The 13,753-nt window shown below is 59.5% G+C and carries 13 protein-coding genes and 1 tRNA gene; 5 read left to right on the top strand and 9 right to left on the bottom strand.

All coding sequences use genetic code 11. The features are described from left to right. Positions 1–53: 53 nt before the first annotated feature. Together GOW40_RS00170 and GOW40_RS00165 are read left to right on the top strand one after the other, a co-directional pair. Positions 54–2,099, top strand: a complete 2,046-nt coding sequence (locus tag GOW40_RS00170; RefSeq protein WP_171129568.1) for an ASKHA domain-containing protein — start codon at positions 54–56, stop codon at positions 2,097–2,099. A 24-nt stretch (positions 2,100–2,123) separates the two neighbouring features. Then, positions 2,124–2,981, top strand: a complete 858-nt coding sequence (locus tag GOW40_RS00165) for a class I SAM-dependent methyltransferase (protein ID WP_171129569.1) — start codon at positions 2,124–2,126, stop codon at positions 2,979–2,981. Between the two features lie 8 nt (positions 2,982–2,989). Here the strand turns inward: GOW40_RS00165 and GOW40_RS00160 are convergent. Then, positions 2,990–3,063, bottom strand: a tRNA-Gly gene (locus GOW40_RS00160). Between the two features lie 80 nt (positions 3,064–3,143). Then, complete coding sequence (locus GOW40_RS00155) at positions 3,144–3,515, bottom strand: VOC family protein (protein WP_171129571.1); 372 nt, start codon at positions 3,513–3,515, stop codon at positions 3,144–3,146. A gap of 39 nt (positions 3,516–3,554) precedes the next feature. On the opposite strand from GOW40_RS00155, the gene GOW40_RS00150 reads away from it, so the two are divergent. Then, positions 3,555–4,091: a winged helix-turn-helix transcriptional regulator gene (locus GOW40_RS00150; protein ID WP_171129573.1), complete on the top strand. Its 537-nt coding sequence runs from the start codon at positions 3,555–3,557 to the stop codon at positions 4,089–4,091. Between the two features lie 56 nt (positions 4,092–4,147). Here GOW40_RS00150 and GOW40_RS00145 read toward each other — a convergent pair whose 3' ends face one another. The 4 genes from GOW40_RS00145 to GOW40_RS00130 all read right to left on the bottom strand — a co-directional run bounded on the left by GOW40_RS00145 (position 4,148) and on the right by GOW40_RS00130 (position 8,603). Beyond that, positions 4,148–5,209: a methyltetrahydrofolate cobalamin methyltransferase gene (locus GOW40_RS00145; protein WP_171099117.1), complete on the bottom strand. Its 1,062-nt coding sequence runs from the start codon at positions 5,207–5,209 to the stop codon at positions 4,148–4,150. A gap of 9 nt (positions 5,210–5,218) precedes the next feature. After that, complete coding sequence (locus GOW40_RS00140; RefSeq protein ID WP_171230900.1) at positions 5,219–6,145, bottom strand: methylenetetrahydrofolate reductase; 927 nt, start codon at positions 6,143–6,145, stop codon at positions 5,219–5,221. A 26-nt stretch (positions 6,146–6,171) separates the two neighbouring features. Beyond that, on the bottom strand, positions 6,172–6,468 hold the full coding sequence (locus GOW40_RS00135) for a virulence factor (RefSeq protein WP_171129575.1): 297 nt from the start codon (positions 6,466–6,468) through the stop codon (positions 6,172–6,174). 248 nt (positions 6,469–6,716) lie between these two features. Beyond that, positions 6,717–8,603: a PhoX family phosphatase gene (locus tag GOW40_RS00130; RefSeq protein WP_171230823.1), complete on the bottom strand. Its 1,887-nt coding sequence runs from the start codon at positions 8,601–8,603 to the stop codon at positions 6,717–6,719. Positions 8,604–8,782: 179 nt separating this feature from the next. Here GOW40_RS00130 and GOW40_RS00125 point away from each other — a divergent pair, with 179 nt between their 5' ends. Together GOW40_RS00125 and GOW40_RS00120 are read left to right on the top strand one after the other, a co-directional pair. Further along, on the top strand, positions 8,783–9,895 hold the full coding sequence (locus GOW40_RS00125; protein ID WP_171099123.1) for a Ppx/GppA phosphatase family protein: 1,113 nt from the start codon (positions 8,783–8,785) through the stop codon (positions 9,893–9,895). Further along, positions 9,895–10,611, top strand: coding sequence for an RlmE family RNA methyltransferase (locus GOW40_RS00120; RefSeq protein ID WP_171129579.1), 717 nt, complete (start codon positions 9,895–9,897; stop codon positions 10,609–10,611). The genes GOW40_RS00125 and GOW40_RS00120 overlap by 1 nt, the downstream gene beginning before the upstream one ends. 3 nt (positions 10,612–10,614) lie before the next feature. Here the strand turns inward: GOW40_RS00120 and GOW40_RS00115 are convergent, their stop codons facing one another. The 3 genes from GOW40_RS00115 to GOW40_RS00105 all read right to left on the bottom strand — a co-directional run bounded on the left by GOW40_RS00115 (position 10,615) and on the right by GOW40_RS00105 (position 13,660). Continuing rightward, positions 10,615–10,809 (bottom strand): hypothetical protein, encoded by a 195-nt coding sequence (locus GOW40_RS00115; protein ID WP_171129581.1) that lies wholly within the window; start codon positions 10,807–10,809, stop codon positions 10,615–10,617. A gap of 92 nt (positions 10,810–10,901) precedes the next feature. Next, entirely contained in the window at positions 10,902–12,797 is a 1,896-nt protein-coding gene (locus GOW40_RS00110) for a cytochrome c3 family protein (protein ID WP_171136400.1), read from the bottom strand. After that, positions 12,794–13,660: a YihY/virulence factor BrkB family protein gene (locus tag GOW40_RS00105; protein ID WP_171129585.1), complete on the bottom strand. Its 867-nt coding sequence runs from the start codon at positions 13,658–13,660 to the stop codon at positions 12,794–12,796. The genes GOW40_RS00110 and GOW40_RS00105 overlap by 4 nt, the downstream gene beginning before the upstream one ends. Positions 13,661–13,753: the final 93 nt, after the last annotated feature.

The raw sequence follows: 13,753 nt of genomic DNA, 5'->3' as shown, positions 1-13,753 counted from the left end.
AATTAACCCATATCTTGCGCGGCAGATGCGCGAATACAAAAGGCAGGCCTTTCATGACCACCGATCCTCTTGTCGTTTTTACCCCCTCGGGCAAACGCGGGCACTTTCCAGTCGGCACGCCGATTCTGACGGCAGCGCGCCAGTTGGGTGTCGATCTGGATTCGGTCTGCGGCGGACGCGGGATCTGTTCGAAATGTCAGATCACCCCAAGTTATGGTGAGTTTCCCAAGCATGGAGTCACCGTATCCGAGAACGCGCTGAGCGCGTGGAACGCAGTCGAGCAGCGCTATGATGACAAACGCGGGTTGAAACCCGGGCGTCGGTTGGGATGTCAGGCCACCGTACAGGGCGACGTGGTGATCGATGTGCCGCCCGAAAGCCAGGTACACCGCCAGGTCGTGCGCAAAGCCGCCGCCGCGCGCGCGATCACCATGGACCCGGCGACCCGCCTGTATTTTGTGGTGGTGGAAGAACCCGACATGCACTCTCCCACCGGCGATCTGGAACGGCTGGAACGTGCGTTGCAGCAACAATGGCAGATCGACGCCGTGACTGCCGACCTGTCGCTGATGTCCAAGCTGCAACCGGTTCTGCGAAAAGGCAAATGGGAGGTCACCGTCGCCTTGCACAAAGGGCACAAGGACAGTGTGGCCCGCATCGTCGAAATCTGGCCTGGCCTGCATGAGCAGGGCCTTTACGGTCTGGCCATCGATCTGGGCTCGACCACCATCGCCGCGCATCTGACCGATCTGGAAACCGGCGAGGTCAAGGCATCTTCGGGCCTGATGAACCCGCAGATCCGCTTTGGCGAAGACCTCATGAGCCGCGTGTCCTACGCGATGATGAACCCCGGCGGCGATCAGGAAATGACCAAAGCCGTGCGCGAGGCAATCAACGATCTGACCACCTCGATCGCCGAGGAGGCCGGGATAGACGCCGCCCTGATCGTCGAGACGGTTTTTGTCTGCAACCCGGTGATGCACCACCTGTTGCTGGGGCTGGATCCGGTTGAACTCGGCCAGGCGCCCTTTGCGCTGGCCACGTCTGAAAGCATGTCTTTGCCCGCGCGCGAGATGGGTCTGACCACCATGAACCCGCGGGCTCAGGTTTACATCCTGCCCTGTATCGCGGGCCATGTCGGTGCTGATTGTGCCGCCGTGGCCTTGTCGGAGGAACCCTGCAAATCCGATGATCTGGTGCTGATCGTCGATGTGGGCACCAATGCCGAGATTTTGCTGGGCAACACCCATCGTGTTCTGGCCTGCTCCTCGCCCACTGGGCCTGCGTTTGAGGGCGCTCAGATCAGCTCGGGCCAGCGCGCCGCACCCGGGGCCATTGAACGGATCGAGATTGATCCGGTCACCAAAGACCCCCGCTTTCGCGTTATCGGCTCCGACAAATGGTCGGATGAAGATGGGTTTGATATCGACATTGCCACCACCGGCATTACCGGTATTTGCGGATCCGGCATTATCGAGGCTGTCGCCGAAATGCGCATCGCGGGCCTGCTGGACGAAAGCGGGCTGATCGGCTCGGCGGCACAAACCGGAACTGAACGCTGCGTGCCCGAAGGACGCACCCATGCCTATCTGGTCCATGACGCCAGTGCCGAAGGCGGCCCGCGCATCACGGTGACCCAGGGCGACATCCGTGCCATCCAACTGGCCAAATCCGCGCTCTATGCCGGGGCGCGGCTGTTGATGGATGAGATGGCGGTCGACAAAGTGGATCGTGTGGTGCTGGCGGGCGCGTTTGGCGCGCATATCTCGACCAAACATGCGATGGTTTTGGGCATGATCCCGGACGCACCTTTGGACAAGGTGACAAGCGCTGGCAACGCGGCAGGCACTGGTGCTCGGATTGCGCTGTGCAATATCGGCTCACGGGCTGAAATCGAGCGCGTCGTGCGTGAGATTACCAAGATCGAAACCGCAATCGAGCCAAAGTTCCAGGATCACTTTGTTGCGGCCAACGCGATCCCGCATAAATCCGACCCGTTCCCGGAACTGGCTCAGGTGGTCACCCTGCCCGCGCCATCGTTCAACACCGGAGGTGCGGATAGCGAAAAATCTGGTCGTCGGCGCCGAAGGCGGTCATAGTCCCCCTCATGCAGGAGGCGCACCATGTTGACGATGAATCTGGACCAGGAAGAATACTGGGGTAAGTCCGATCAGGGCGTTAAGTGGCTGACCTTCGAGGACCAATTGGATCAGCTTTTTGCACCGGTTCTTGACCTTGTGATAGACCGGGCCGCGCTGTTGCCGGGCCAGCGGGTGCTGGATATCGGTTGCGGGACAGGCATCAGCACGCTGGCCGCAGCAGAATGCGTCGGGCCCAAAGGTCATGTTCTGGGCGTGGACATTTCAAAGCAGTTTCTGGATCGTGCCCGTGCCCGCGCGGCGCAAAACGATCTGTCGAACACGACCTTCCAATATGCCGACGCTCAAGCGCACTATCTGTCACCCGGCGATCGCGACGTGGCGATTTCACGCTTTGGCGTCATGTTCTTCGAAGATCCGGTCGCAGCGTTCGCCAACATGGCGCGGGCGTTAAAGCCCGGGGGCCACATCGTCTTTGCGGCCTGGGGAGAATTATCGCAAAACCCCTGGTTCAAAATCCCCCATGTTGCGGCCGTCAAGCGCATGGGTCAGCCCCCCAAAATGGACCGAAACGCCCCCGGCCCTCTGGCCTTTCACGACCGTGACCGCGTGGCGGGTTTGATGACGCAGGCCGGGCTGTCCGAGGTCTCGGTCGACGCCGTCCCCCTGAAACTTACTGGCCCCGACACCGCAATTGGCGCAGCCGCCCTCAGCGCCCGGATCGGGCCCTCAGCTCGCACCATCGCGCATTTTGATGGCACCGAAGAGGACGAAATCGCCGTGCGTGATGCGGTTGCACATGAATTTGCACCGTTCGAGACATCTCAGGGCACGCGGATTCCCGCGCTGATCAACATCTTGCAGGCGCGACGCCCTTCCTGAGGAGGTTCTGGAGCGGGTAGCGGGAATCGAACCCGCGCGTTCAGCTTGGGAAGCTGACAGGCTACCATTACATCATACCCGCCGCGAAAGATTGAATAGCACCGCCCAGAACCCAGGTTCAATCTCAAATTGCGGTTCGGCGCGGTGTTAATCGTTTGGCGTTCACTTGGTCAGATCTTGCGCCAGCATAAAGGCGTTGTTGTCGGGGTCATAAAAGGTTGCGGTGCTGACCATGCCTTCGACCGTGTCGGTCGGGCCGTCAAACCGAACGCCAGCGTCTTCCAGTGCTGCACGCGCCTGAGCGATGTCAGCGACACCAAAGACGGGAACGCAATTGCCCGGCACGGGTTCGGCCTGCTCGCCCAAACCCAAGGTCACGCCTTTGGTTTTGGTTTGCACCTCGCTCCAGCCCGCCTCATCGATGTGATACAGCAGCTCAAAGCCGAGATTTTCCAAATACCACGCAGCGCTTGCATGCCGATCGCGGACAGAAAGCGCCAAAGTGAGGGTGTTGTCGAGAGAAACGCGGGCCATGTGCTTTACCTATGTCTGTAATTAAAGTAACTATACTTTATGGACATTACGACACTTGTCAACCTGACATCTCGGGCCTGGTGCCTGAGTATCTTGGCGGCCCTGAACGCGGGCACGCCCGGGCGTCAGGCACCTTTGCTGGCGGCGACACAGGCCAGTCGAACGTCATTTCGGGCAAGTCTGGACCATTTGATTGACATTGGCCTTCTGGAACGAAATCCGGGCCATGGTCACCCCTTGCGGCCCGAGTTTCGGCTAACACCCGCCGGCGCCGAGGCCGCGCAAATGGCCAGAAAAATCATCAAGGCAGTTCCGAATGCAGATGAATTTGCCCTTCTTCGCAAAAGTTGGAGCGTTCCAGTGCTGGCCCTGACCCAAACCCCGCAACGGTTTTCGATCATGAAAACCAAGTTGCACAGGGTCACGGATCGCGCGCTGTCAGCATCGCTGCTTCAACTGGAGGAAGGTGAATTAATCCAAAGGGATATCAACCTGTCTGAACGCAGGCCTTACCCGACCTATTGTGCGATCAATGCCGGGCGTGAGGTCAGTCATGCGGTTGGGTTGAACTTTTAGTAACAAACGAAAAAGGCCAGGCAAATGCCCGGCCTCTTGTGATTCGTTTGTCTGGCTTACGCCCGGCGGCGACGTCCGCCTCCGCGACGCCCGCGCCCTTCGCCTTCGGCTCCGGGTGCATCAGCGGGTTTGTTGGCGCGAATCCACTCGCCCCCATGCGGGTCATTGTTGGTCAGCAGGTTGGCAGCGCGGATGGCCTCCATCTCTTTGCCCGAGCGCGGCTTGGTTGAGCCAAGACCAAACATCTGAACAAAACTCTCATCGTCCATTCCGTCCGGCAAAATGATCCCAGCAGCGGCTACGGCCTCTTTCTTTTCGGCAATCTTCTTCTGTGTCACCGGCAGCGCGACCGGGTTCATGATGGCAGAGGTCATGCCAGCCCCCATCGCCATGGGCAGAAACGCGTTGTTGATGCCGTGGCGGTTGGGCAGACCGAATGAGATGTTCGACGCGCCGCAGGTGGTGTTCACACCCAATTCTTCGCGCAGACGACGGACCAGAGCAAAGACCTGCAGTCCAGCCGTTGCCATCGCACCGATGGGCATCACCAATGGATCAACAACGATGTCATGGGCTGGAATACCGAAATCGGCGGCGCGTTCGACGATTTTCTTGGCCACGTCGAAGCGTACATTGGGGTCCTCAGAAATCCCCGTGTCATCATTCGAGATCGCGACAACCGGCACGTTGTATTTCTTGACCAGTGGCAGAACCAGTTCCAGGCGTTCTTCCTCACCGGTGACCGAGTTCAGCAACGGGCGGCCTTCGGCGGCTTCAAGACCGGCCTCTAGCGCGCCGGGCACCGAGCTGTCGATACATAAAGGCACATCCACAAGCCCCTGAACCAGCTCAACAATCTGACGCATCAACGGCGGCTCGGTCTCGTTCGGGTTGGGGTTCGAATTATACACGACGCCCGCATTGATATCGAGAACAGTCGCGCCCGCAGCCACCTGCGCCAACGCGTCTTTTTCGACAGTCGAGAAATCTCCGGCTTCCAGCTCTGCGGCAAGTTTCTTGCGGCCCGTTGGATTGATCCGCTCACCGATCACGCAGAACGGCTCATCAAAGCCAAGAACGGCCGTTTTTGTTTTTGATTCTACGACTGTACGAGTCATTTCCGTTCCTTAAGCATTTGCAGGCTGCGCCGAGGCGCCGCCGTTATTGATCGCCCAGTTGGCGTTGGTCTTGATCCCGCCCAGCGGGAAGAAGTGCACGTTTGTGATGTTGAAATCTGGGTTGGCCGCCTTGTGGTTGGCCAATTCAGTCAGGACATCGGATGGCTCATAGGGCAGCAGCAGTTTCGAGACATCCATCGCGCGTTTCTGCAGCACCTTCAGCGAGGGGCCGACACCGCATGCGATGGCGAACTTGATCAGCGTCTGCAATTTCGCAGGCCCCGCGATACCGATATGGATCGGAATATCGATGCCCGCCTCTTTCAAACTGTCGGCCCAGGCGATGATCGGCTTGGCATCAAACGCGAATTGCGTGGCCAGGGCCATTTCGGCGTCTGTTGTCTCGCTGAATTTCTGCTTCCAGCGCAGCGCCTGATCGACATTCTTGGTCGAGCCGTCCGGGTCGATATCCTTATTGCCTTCGGGGTGGCCCGCCACATGCAGGCGTTTGAACCCTGCCTTGTCGAACAAGCCGGTTTCCAGCAACTGCATCGAGCTATCGAAGGCGCCATGCGGGGTGGCAACACCGCCCGCCAGCAGCAGCGCTTGCTCGACACCCGCCTCGCCTTGATACATGGCGATCCAGTTTTCCAGCGTAGCGGCATCCTTGATGATCCGCGCCGGGAAATGCGGCATCACCGGATAGCCTTCAGCCGCAAGACGTTTGGCGGTCTTGACCATGTCTTCAATCGGCGTGCCTTCGATATGGGCGATATAGACGCGCGTACCCTGAGGCAGCAGCGCGCGGAAATCTTCGACCTTTTCGGCAGTACGCGGCATCACTTCGATCGAATAGCCCTGCAAAAAGGCTTCGACGGTGGGATTGACCGGGCCGGTTTCGACCGCGTCACGTTTCTTGAAGTTCAGCAAAGCCATTGCGGCCTCCCATAGCTGTCTGGGGCTCATGCCCAACCGTCATTGGCGATCAGAGCCTTGATGCGGTCCTGATCATACTCGGTCTCAAGACGCAGGGCCTGCGCTTCGGCGATGTCCGAGGGGTCACCCTCGACCGCAAAAGGTTCGGCTTTGCGCCATTCGGCCAGATAGGCATCACTGTCCTTGGCATTCACCTTCATGGCGGCACGGTCGATGGCTTGTTCGAACCGCTCTTCCAATTGCCGCTTGGCCCCGCGACGGCCTTTGCCGACGATGACCTGAGCGGGAATGTCGCGCCAGTATACGATGGTGACGTCAGGCATTACTGTGATTCCTCCTAACCCGATAGGCAGGTTCTAAACTTCAATATGGGCGCGGGTCGGTCGAATTTCGACACACGGCGCTTTCACAGCGACGTTTTCACCCCGCACCGGGATACAGGGCTTTTAACGAGTTCCGGCGCAGATACGCATATCAAAATTCTCAACGTCTCTATGAGGACGCTGCATAAACACGAAAAACCCCGGACGAAGCGTTCCGTCCGGGGCATGATTTCGATAGTGATCAGGCGTTAGCCGACCAGGCCACCATCTTCGCGTGTGACCGCAATGATGGCCGAACGCGGAACGGCATTGCCGCCTTCGGGCCAATGGCTGTTGCCATCTTCGCCGGGGTGCTGAATGCCCACAAACATCGTGCGGCGATCCGGCGACCAGCTGAGGCCGGTGATCTCACACTCGTTCGGGCCCACGAGGAAGCGGCGGATCTCACCGGTGACCGGGTCGCCTGCCAGCATCTGGTTGTTGCCCTGACCGGCAAAGTCACCTTCGTTGCCATAATTGCCATCAGTCTGGATCCACAGCAGGCCGTTGCTGTCAAACTTCAGACCGTCGGGCGAGTTGAACATGTTGTCCGCGCTCACATTGTCCGAACCGGCATAGGCGTCGCTGTGTACGGTCGGGTTGCCCGCCAACACATAGAGATCCCAGCCAAAGCCCGGCGCGGTGTGATCGCCGTCAGCAGGACGCCAGCGCACGATCTGGCCATAGTTGTTGGCCTCACGCGGGTTCGGACCGTTGACCGACGTGTCGTCGCCACCGGCATTCGGCTTGACGCCACGGTTCTTGTTGTTGGTCAGGCAGCAATAGACCTCGGCCACATTCGGGTTGGCAGCAACCCATTCTGGGCGATCCATCGTGGTGGCTCCGACTGCCGAGCCAGCCTGACGGGTGTGAATGCTGATTTCCGCCTGCGAGGCCATACCTGTGGTCTCAGGCGTCAGCTCCAGCCATTCACCTGTGCCGTCGTCATTGAACTTGGCAACAGACAAGGTGCCGTTTTCCAGCAGCGCGTTGGTGTCGACACCAGCCGCGTAGACGCCGTCCGAGACAAAGCGATACAGGAACTCGCCGCGCTCATCGTCACCCATATAGACAACAACGTGACCATCGTTGTTCACGATCGCTTCGGCATTTTCGTGCTTGAAGCGGCCCAGAGCGGTCAGTTTGCGCGGGGTCGATGTCGGGTCAGTCGGGTCGATCTCGACCACATAGCCAGCGCGGTTCGGCTCGTTGGGGTTTTTCGAGACGTCGAAACGGTCGTCGATCTTGGCCCAGCCATAGCCCCAGTCGCTGGCCGACACACCATAGCGTTTCAGCTCGGGGCTGACCTCGTGGTTCTCGTCTTCTGCCGAGAAATAGCCGTTGAAGTTTTCTTCACAGGCCAGGTAGGTGCCCCAGGGGGTCATACCATTGCCGCAGTTGTTCCAGGTGCCTTTCGACGTGGTCCCGGTTGGATCCGCTGCGGTTTTCATCAGATCGTGACCTGCCGCAGGGCCGGTCAGAGCCATATCGGTTTGCGGCGTGATGCGGCGGTTATACGGGCTGTCCTTGACGATGCCCCATGTTCCGTCGGTATTGGCTAACTCAACAACGGTGACCCCATGGGCCATCATGCCCTTGGCCACGTCATCATCTGATGCGGCTTTGGCATCGGGGTTGTTGCCCCAAATGATGTCGCGGTTGGTGTATTCGTTGTTCACCACAAGCAGCACGTGCCCGTCATGGAAGAACACATCCTGACCGTCTGTGTTGTCACCAAAAGCGCGCTCCTGGCTGGCTGCCGTGCCACGGGTTGCCGGATCAAACTCGGGCGCGTCCGACCACAGCGGATCACCCCAGCGCACCATAACCTCAGCCTTGTACCCGGCTGGCACCACAACCTCGTCCGCAGTCGATACAGGGATGGCTTCGAACGAAAAACGATTTGCTGCAGCGCGCGCACCCGAGGGAAGAAGCGCACCGCCAACGGCTGTGAAACTGCCCATGGCCAGAACGCCACCCAGAAAGCCGCGACGCGACAAGGCACGTTCAACCACACGGTCAAACTCACATTCCTCGGGGCGGGGATTCACGACCTCATCGAATTCATCAAAGGTCAGAATGCGCTCATCTTTCATGGCAATCTCCGTATCTGGCTGAGAGCTTGTAAAGAATCCCTTTAAGGGATCGGCACGGACTTCGCATGTCTACATGAATGCTTTGTGACACTTCCGATAATTTCGAAATCGAATTCACTTGCGCGTCGGCAAGACCCCGCCTAGGGTCAAATCAACTCGATAATCGGAGGGCGTGACAAATGGCGCCCAAGCGTCCCAAAGGTGCGGGCGCGTTCCCGAAGGCGGTCGAAAGCCCCGCGCCGGCAAGGCCTGATCCGGATGCTCTTTATGCGGCATTGGATTTGGGTACAAATAGTTGCCGCATGCTGATTGCCCAGCCCAAGGGCAGCGGATTTCATGTGGTCGACAGCTTCTCCAAATCGGTGCAACTGGGCGCCGGTCTGGAACGTACCGGACGACTGTCACGGGCGTCCATGTCGCGCACCGTTCAGGCTCTTCGGATCTGCCAGCAAAAGCTAAAACGCAACAAAGTCAAGCGGATGCGCCTGATCGCGACCGAGGCGTGCCGGCGCGCCAAGAACTCGCGCGATTTCATCCGGCAAGTCAAACGTGAAACCGGTCTTACGCTGGAGATCATCCAGCCCGAGGAAGAAGCACGCCTGGCCGTCATCTCCTGTGCGCCGCTTGTTTCGACCAAGACCGAGCAATTGCTTGTGGTGGATATTGGCGGCGGCTCGACCGAGCTGGTGTGGATCGACATCTCCTCCGTGCCGCGCCGCGATCGCCCCGCGGCGATCATGCGGCTGCATAACGGGTTTCATACCGCCGAGAGCCCATTTCCGGCGGCCAAGGTGGTGGATTGGATCAGCGTTCCGCTGGGTGTGGCCACCTTGCGCGACCAGTTCCATGACGTCGAGGATGACGCCGCCCGTTTTGCCCTTATGAGTTGGTTTTTCGAAGAGAACCTGGCCGATTTCGCACCCTATAAGGACGAACAGACCCGCGACGGGTTTCAGATCGTTGGCACCAGCGGCACAGTTACTACCGTTGCCGCCTCGCATCTGGGGCTTAAACGCTATGACCGTACCAAAGTGGACGGGCTGCGTATGACCAGCGATCAGATTGACAAAGTGATACGCGGCTATCTAGAACTCGGCCCTCAGGGTCGCCGCCGCGATCCCCGGATCGGGGATGACAGGCAGGCCCTGATCATGTCCGGCTCGGCCATTTTGCAGGCGTTGCTCAGATGCTGGCCCACCGACCGCCTGTCAGTGGCGGACCGGGGCCTGCGCGAAGGCCTGCTTTATGCGCAAATGAGCGCGGACGGTGTATTGGAAGACGGACCGTTCTGATGGCAAAGACACCTACGGGGAAAAACAATTCGGGCCGCGGACAACGCGACCTGAAGGTCAAGGTGAAAACAGCGCGCGGGCGCAAGCTCAGCTCGACCCGCTGGCTCGAGCGGCAGTTGAACGACCCTTACGTCAAACGCGCGAATGCCGAAGGTTATCGCGGGCGCGCGGCGTTCAAGATTCTGGAACTGGACGACAAGTATCGCTTTCTGGTGCCGGGCGCGCGCGTGGTGGATTTGGGCTGCGCGCCGGGTGGCTGGTTGCAGGTTGCGGTCAAACGCGTCAACGCGCTGGGCGAGAAAAGCGGTAAGCGTATCGGCACTGTGCTGGGCGTCGATCTGCAAGAAGTCGAACCCGTAGCAGGGGCCACTGCCCATGTGCTGGATTTCATGGAGGATGACGCCGACCAGAAGGTCAAGGACTGGCTGGGCGGCAAGGCGGATGTGGTGATGTCGGACATGGCCGCAGCCTCATCCGGACACAAACAAACCGACCATTTGCGCATCATGGCGCTCTGCGAAACCGCTGCCTATTTTGCCTTTGACGTGCTGGAAGAAGGCGGCACGTTTGTGGCCAAGGTTCTGGCTGGCGGTGCCGAAGGGGACCTGCAAAAGCTGCTCAAGCAGAAATTCACCAAGGTCGCCAATGTCAAACCACCCGCGTCGCGATCAGACAGTTCGGAAAAGTTTGTCGTGGCGACCGGGTTTCGGGGCTGACGCTCAGTCCAGTTGGATCTTGTTCGACGACAGGGTTTGCGCGCGCAACGAGGCGTTCGCCATACCCTGCAACATCAATGCCTGACCGTGGTTGATATCTGTGGGTGCGCGGTTGCGCAGTTCTTCGATCCGCGCCTCCATTGTCTTTTTCCGCCGTCCCAGGCGGGGTTCAACAAAAGTCGCTGCACGTTTCAACATGGGGCACCTGATCTATGACAGACTGTATCAGTGCCCAGTCTTGCGTCAGATTATGCCACCAATAGGGCTGAATTCAGCCCGTTTGAAGCCAATTACCGTCCATATTGGATTGCCAATTGCCGCAAGGCCGGATCGTCTGGCAAGATCGTCAGCCCCTCATCCAGAGCTTGCAAAGCGGCCTCGGTGCCTCGGTTCAGTTGGGCCAGTTGCACGATCATGGGCCAGGCTTCGGCGCGTTGCGGGTCAAGGGCGACCACCTCGCGAAATGCGCCTTCGGCAGCGCGAGAGTTGCGTAGCGTGAGGGCAAAACCGCCCAGAACCAAATGGGTTTCGGGGAAATCCAGTCGTGTCGCAATGCTGCGCTGCCAATCCGCAATCCCTGCCCCAGCAGCTTCGCTTTGCGCTTGGGTCATCGCTTGTGTCGGGATCGTCAGGAACTCTTTCGCGGCCGATATGCGCACATTGCGCAATGGGTCCGATAGCAGTGGTTCCAGCCGTGTGACACGGTCAGCGATCGGGGCGCCCCGTTGAACGGGGGCCGCATTGGCGCGGATCAACGGGTCGGGATCAGAAAGTAACGGAGCGACAGCCGCAGCGACAGCCGCGTTTGCCACGGGCTGTAGCAGAAACAGGGCGGTCGCACGGACGATACCTGCCTGATCCGGATCCAAGGCGATGGCGGTCAAATCTTGGGCACCCGTCAACTGACCCGATACAGCGGCATCGAAAGTTGTCCCGAAATGCGGCTCGCGCTGTGTCGAGGCCGGGTACCAACCCGCGATCTGCTGCGCCGCCCATTGTTGCGTTTCACCCGTGTGGCAATCGGTACAGGCATCCGCCCCAAACCCCAGATCCGGGCGCGGGATGCGAAAGCTGTGATCTTTCCGCCCATCGACCCCCATATAGACCCGCTCGATCATATGGCACGAAACGCATTGCGCCCCTGCGCTGTCCTCGGAGTGATGGTGGTGATCCGGCGTATCGTAAGCCTTGAGCGACAGAGTTGGGAAATCCGGGTTTCCGGCAGGCGAATGGCACTGGGTACACAGCCCGTTGCCCTCGGCGATCGTTTCAGCCCGGTGCGGGTCATGGCACTCCATACAGCCGACACCGCGTGCGTACATTTTGGATTGCAGGAATGAGCCATAGACATAGACCTCATCCAGGATCTGCCCGTCGGGGTGATAGAGCCCCGGGCGCAGCACAGCCAGGTTATAGGCATCGTGATAGGGCGTTCCCGGCAGCGGATTGCCATCCGCCAGTGCCTCGCGCCGGGAATGACAGGTGGCGCATTGCTGGATACCGGCCTCGGTCGTTCCCCAATCCATGGAAAACCCGTATTCGCTCAGCCCATCTGCCAGCACCTGCCCGTCCAACCAGCTAAGATGCGCGGAGCCCGGCCCATGACACGCCTCGCACCCGACGCCGATTTCCGCCTGTTGCGAGGCATAGCTGCGCGTCTGTGCATCATAGTCTTTGACAAAGCCTGTGGCGTGGCACTCGGCACAGCGGGCGTTCCAATTCTTGTAAGGCCCAGTCCAGTGCAACCCGTCGTCGGGGGGCAGGTCTTGATCGGGATAGAGGTGATACCAGCGCTTGTTTTCTGTATCCCAGACCACATCAAAGCTTTGCAATCGGCCCGGTTCGGTCTCGAACAGGTATTGCTGCAGCGGTTCGATCCCCACGACCGAATGCATACCGTATTCTGTTGTCACACCATCCTTTTCGGTGACCTGCGCAAGAGGCACTCCATCGCGCAGCGCAAATGTGACATGCATCCCATCATGGCTAAAGCTTGATCCGTCAAAATCCGCGCGTAATGTGCCGCTGTCAGTTTCCGTCCAGGCCAATGCGTGGTGCGAGCCCGACCAGGCCTCGCCCTGTTCCTGATGGCACTCAATGCAACTGTCCGATCCGACATAGCTCTGCGCATGAGCAAGCGTTGCAGCACCAATGACCAAGGAAAATGCAAGAAAGAAAAGCTTCACGCGGCATCCTCGGACTCAGAGCGCTGTAGATCAATCAAAGCGCCGTTATATTCGGCCCCCAGGATCAGCATCGCGGAACACAGGTACAAAAAGATCAGCGCGGCCATGGCACCAGCCAAACCGGCATAGGTGGCGCTGTAGGTGGCGAAATGGGCGATATAGATTGAAAAGCCCCACCCCCCGATCGCCCAAAGCGCCAATGTCAAAAGCGCCCCGGGCAGGATCTGCGACAGCTTGTGTCGCCGGGTCGGCAAGACCAGATGGGCAATCAGAACCGTACCTGCGGGCACCGCGACCGTGAAGGTCCAGCGCAGACGGTCAACAGACAACCATTCGTTCACACTGACATCGGTGCGCTCAGTCACCAAGTTTGTATAGGCTGGCAGCACAACCTCGACCACGGCAATCGCCAGAATCGAAGCACCCCCAGCGATGACCAGCCCAAAGCAGAGCAGGCGCGCCTTCCAGAACGGCCAGCTGTCCTGATCGTGATAGGCCTGGGTCATGGCCTTGCGCACTGCGACAACCCCGTTTGAGGCAAAGAAGATCGCAAGCAGGCCGCCAAGGGTGATCACCCCTGTTCCAGCACCGTCCAGTACAGCGCGCAGCTCGGCCACTATGGGGTCGGAGACGTCGCGGGGCCAGGCCCCAAAGATCAGCTCGATCAGATCCTCGGTGACATAGCCCTGCGACAGCGCCCCGGCCAAAGCCACCGTGAACAGCGCAAAAGGAAACAGGGCCATCATCAGCGACATGGCCACATGGCTGCTCATGACGAACCCGTCCTTGCGGTTGAACCGCCCAAGGGCCAGCGCGAGCGCGCGCAGAAACATGCCTGGCGAGGGAATCATCGAATGCGTCATGCCCCGACCCTAGCCCGCCTTGTGTGGTGACTGAACCCACAGTGACCCAGCGCGGGTCGAAATCCGGCAGATAAGAGCCTGACCGGATTGAAA

The sequence above is a fragment of the Ruegeria sp. HKCCA6707 genome (genome assembly GCF_013033515.1).
Taxonomy (GTDB): Bacteria; Pseudomonadota; Alphaproteobacteria; order Rhodobacterales; family Rhodobacteraceae; genus Ruegeria.
Note: the sequence above shows the minus strand (reverse complement) of the source record. Positions and strands in the feature narration are given on the sequence as shown.

What these genes read in the sequence shown, in the direction of transcription:
- GOW40_RS00170 (WP_171129568.1), top strand. Translation starts at nt 54, where the DNA reads ATGACCACCGATCCTCTTGTCGTTTTTACCCCCTCGGGCAAACGCGGG.
- GOW40_RS00165 (WP_171129569.1), top strand. Translation starts at nt 2,124, where the DNA reads ATGTTGACGATGAATCTGGACCAGGAAGAATACTGGGGTAAGTCCGAT.
- GOW40_RS00155 (WP_171129571.1), bottom strand. Translation starts at nt 3,515, where the DNA reads ATGGCCCGCGTTTCTCTCGACAACACCCTCACTTTGGCGCTTTCTGTC.
- GOW40_RS00150 (WP_171129573.1), top strand. Translation starts at nt 3,555, where the DNA reads ATGGACATTACGACACTTGTCAACCTGACATCTCGGGCCTGGTGCCTG.
- GOW40_RS00145 (WP_171099117.1), bottom strand. Translation starts at nt 5,209, where the DNA reads ATGACTCGTACAGTCGTAGAATCAAAAACAAAAACGGCCGTTCTTGGC.
- GOW40_RS00140 (WP_171230900.1), bottom strand. Translation starts at nt 6,145, where the DNA reads ATGGCTTTGCTGAACTTCAAGAAACGTGACGCGGTCGAAACCGGCCCG.
- GOW40_RS00135 (WP_171129575.1), bottom strand. Translation starts at nt 6,468, where the DNA reads ATGCCTGACGTCACCATCGTATACTGGCGCGACATTCCCGCTCAGGTC.
- GOW40_RS00130 (WP_171230823.1), bottom strand. Translation starts at nt 8,603, where the DNA reads ATGAAAGATGAGCGCATTCTGACCTTTGATGAATTCGATGAGGTCGTG.
- GOW40_RS00125 (WP_171099123.1), top strand. Translation starts at nt 8,783, where the DNA reads ATGGCGCCCAAGCGTCCCAAAGGTGCGGGCGCGTTCCCGAAGGCGGTC.
- GOW40_RS00120 (WP_171129579.1), top strand. Translation starts at nt 9,895, where the DNA reads ATGGCAAAGACACCTACGGGGAAAAACAATTCGGGCCGCGGACAACGC.
- GOW40_RS00115 (WP_171129581.1), bottom strand. Translation starts at nt 10,809, where the DNA reads ATGTTGAAACGTGCAGCGACTTTTGTTGAACCCCGCCTGGGACGGCGG.
- GOW40_RS00105 (WP_171129585.1), bottom strand. Translation starts at nt 13,660, where the DNA reads ATGACGCATTCGATGATTCCCTCGCCAGGCATGTTTCTGCGCGCGCTC.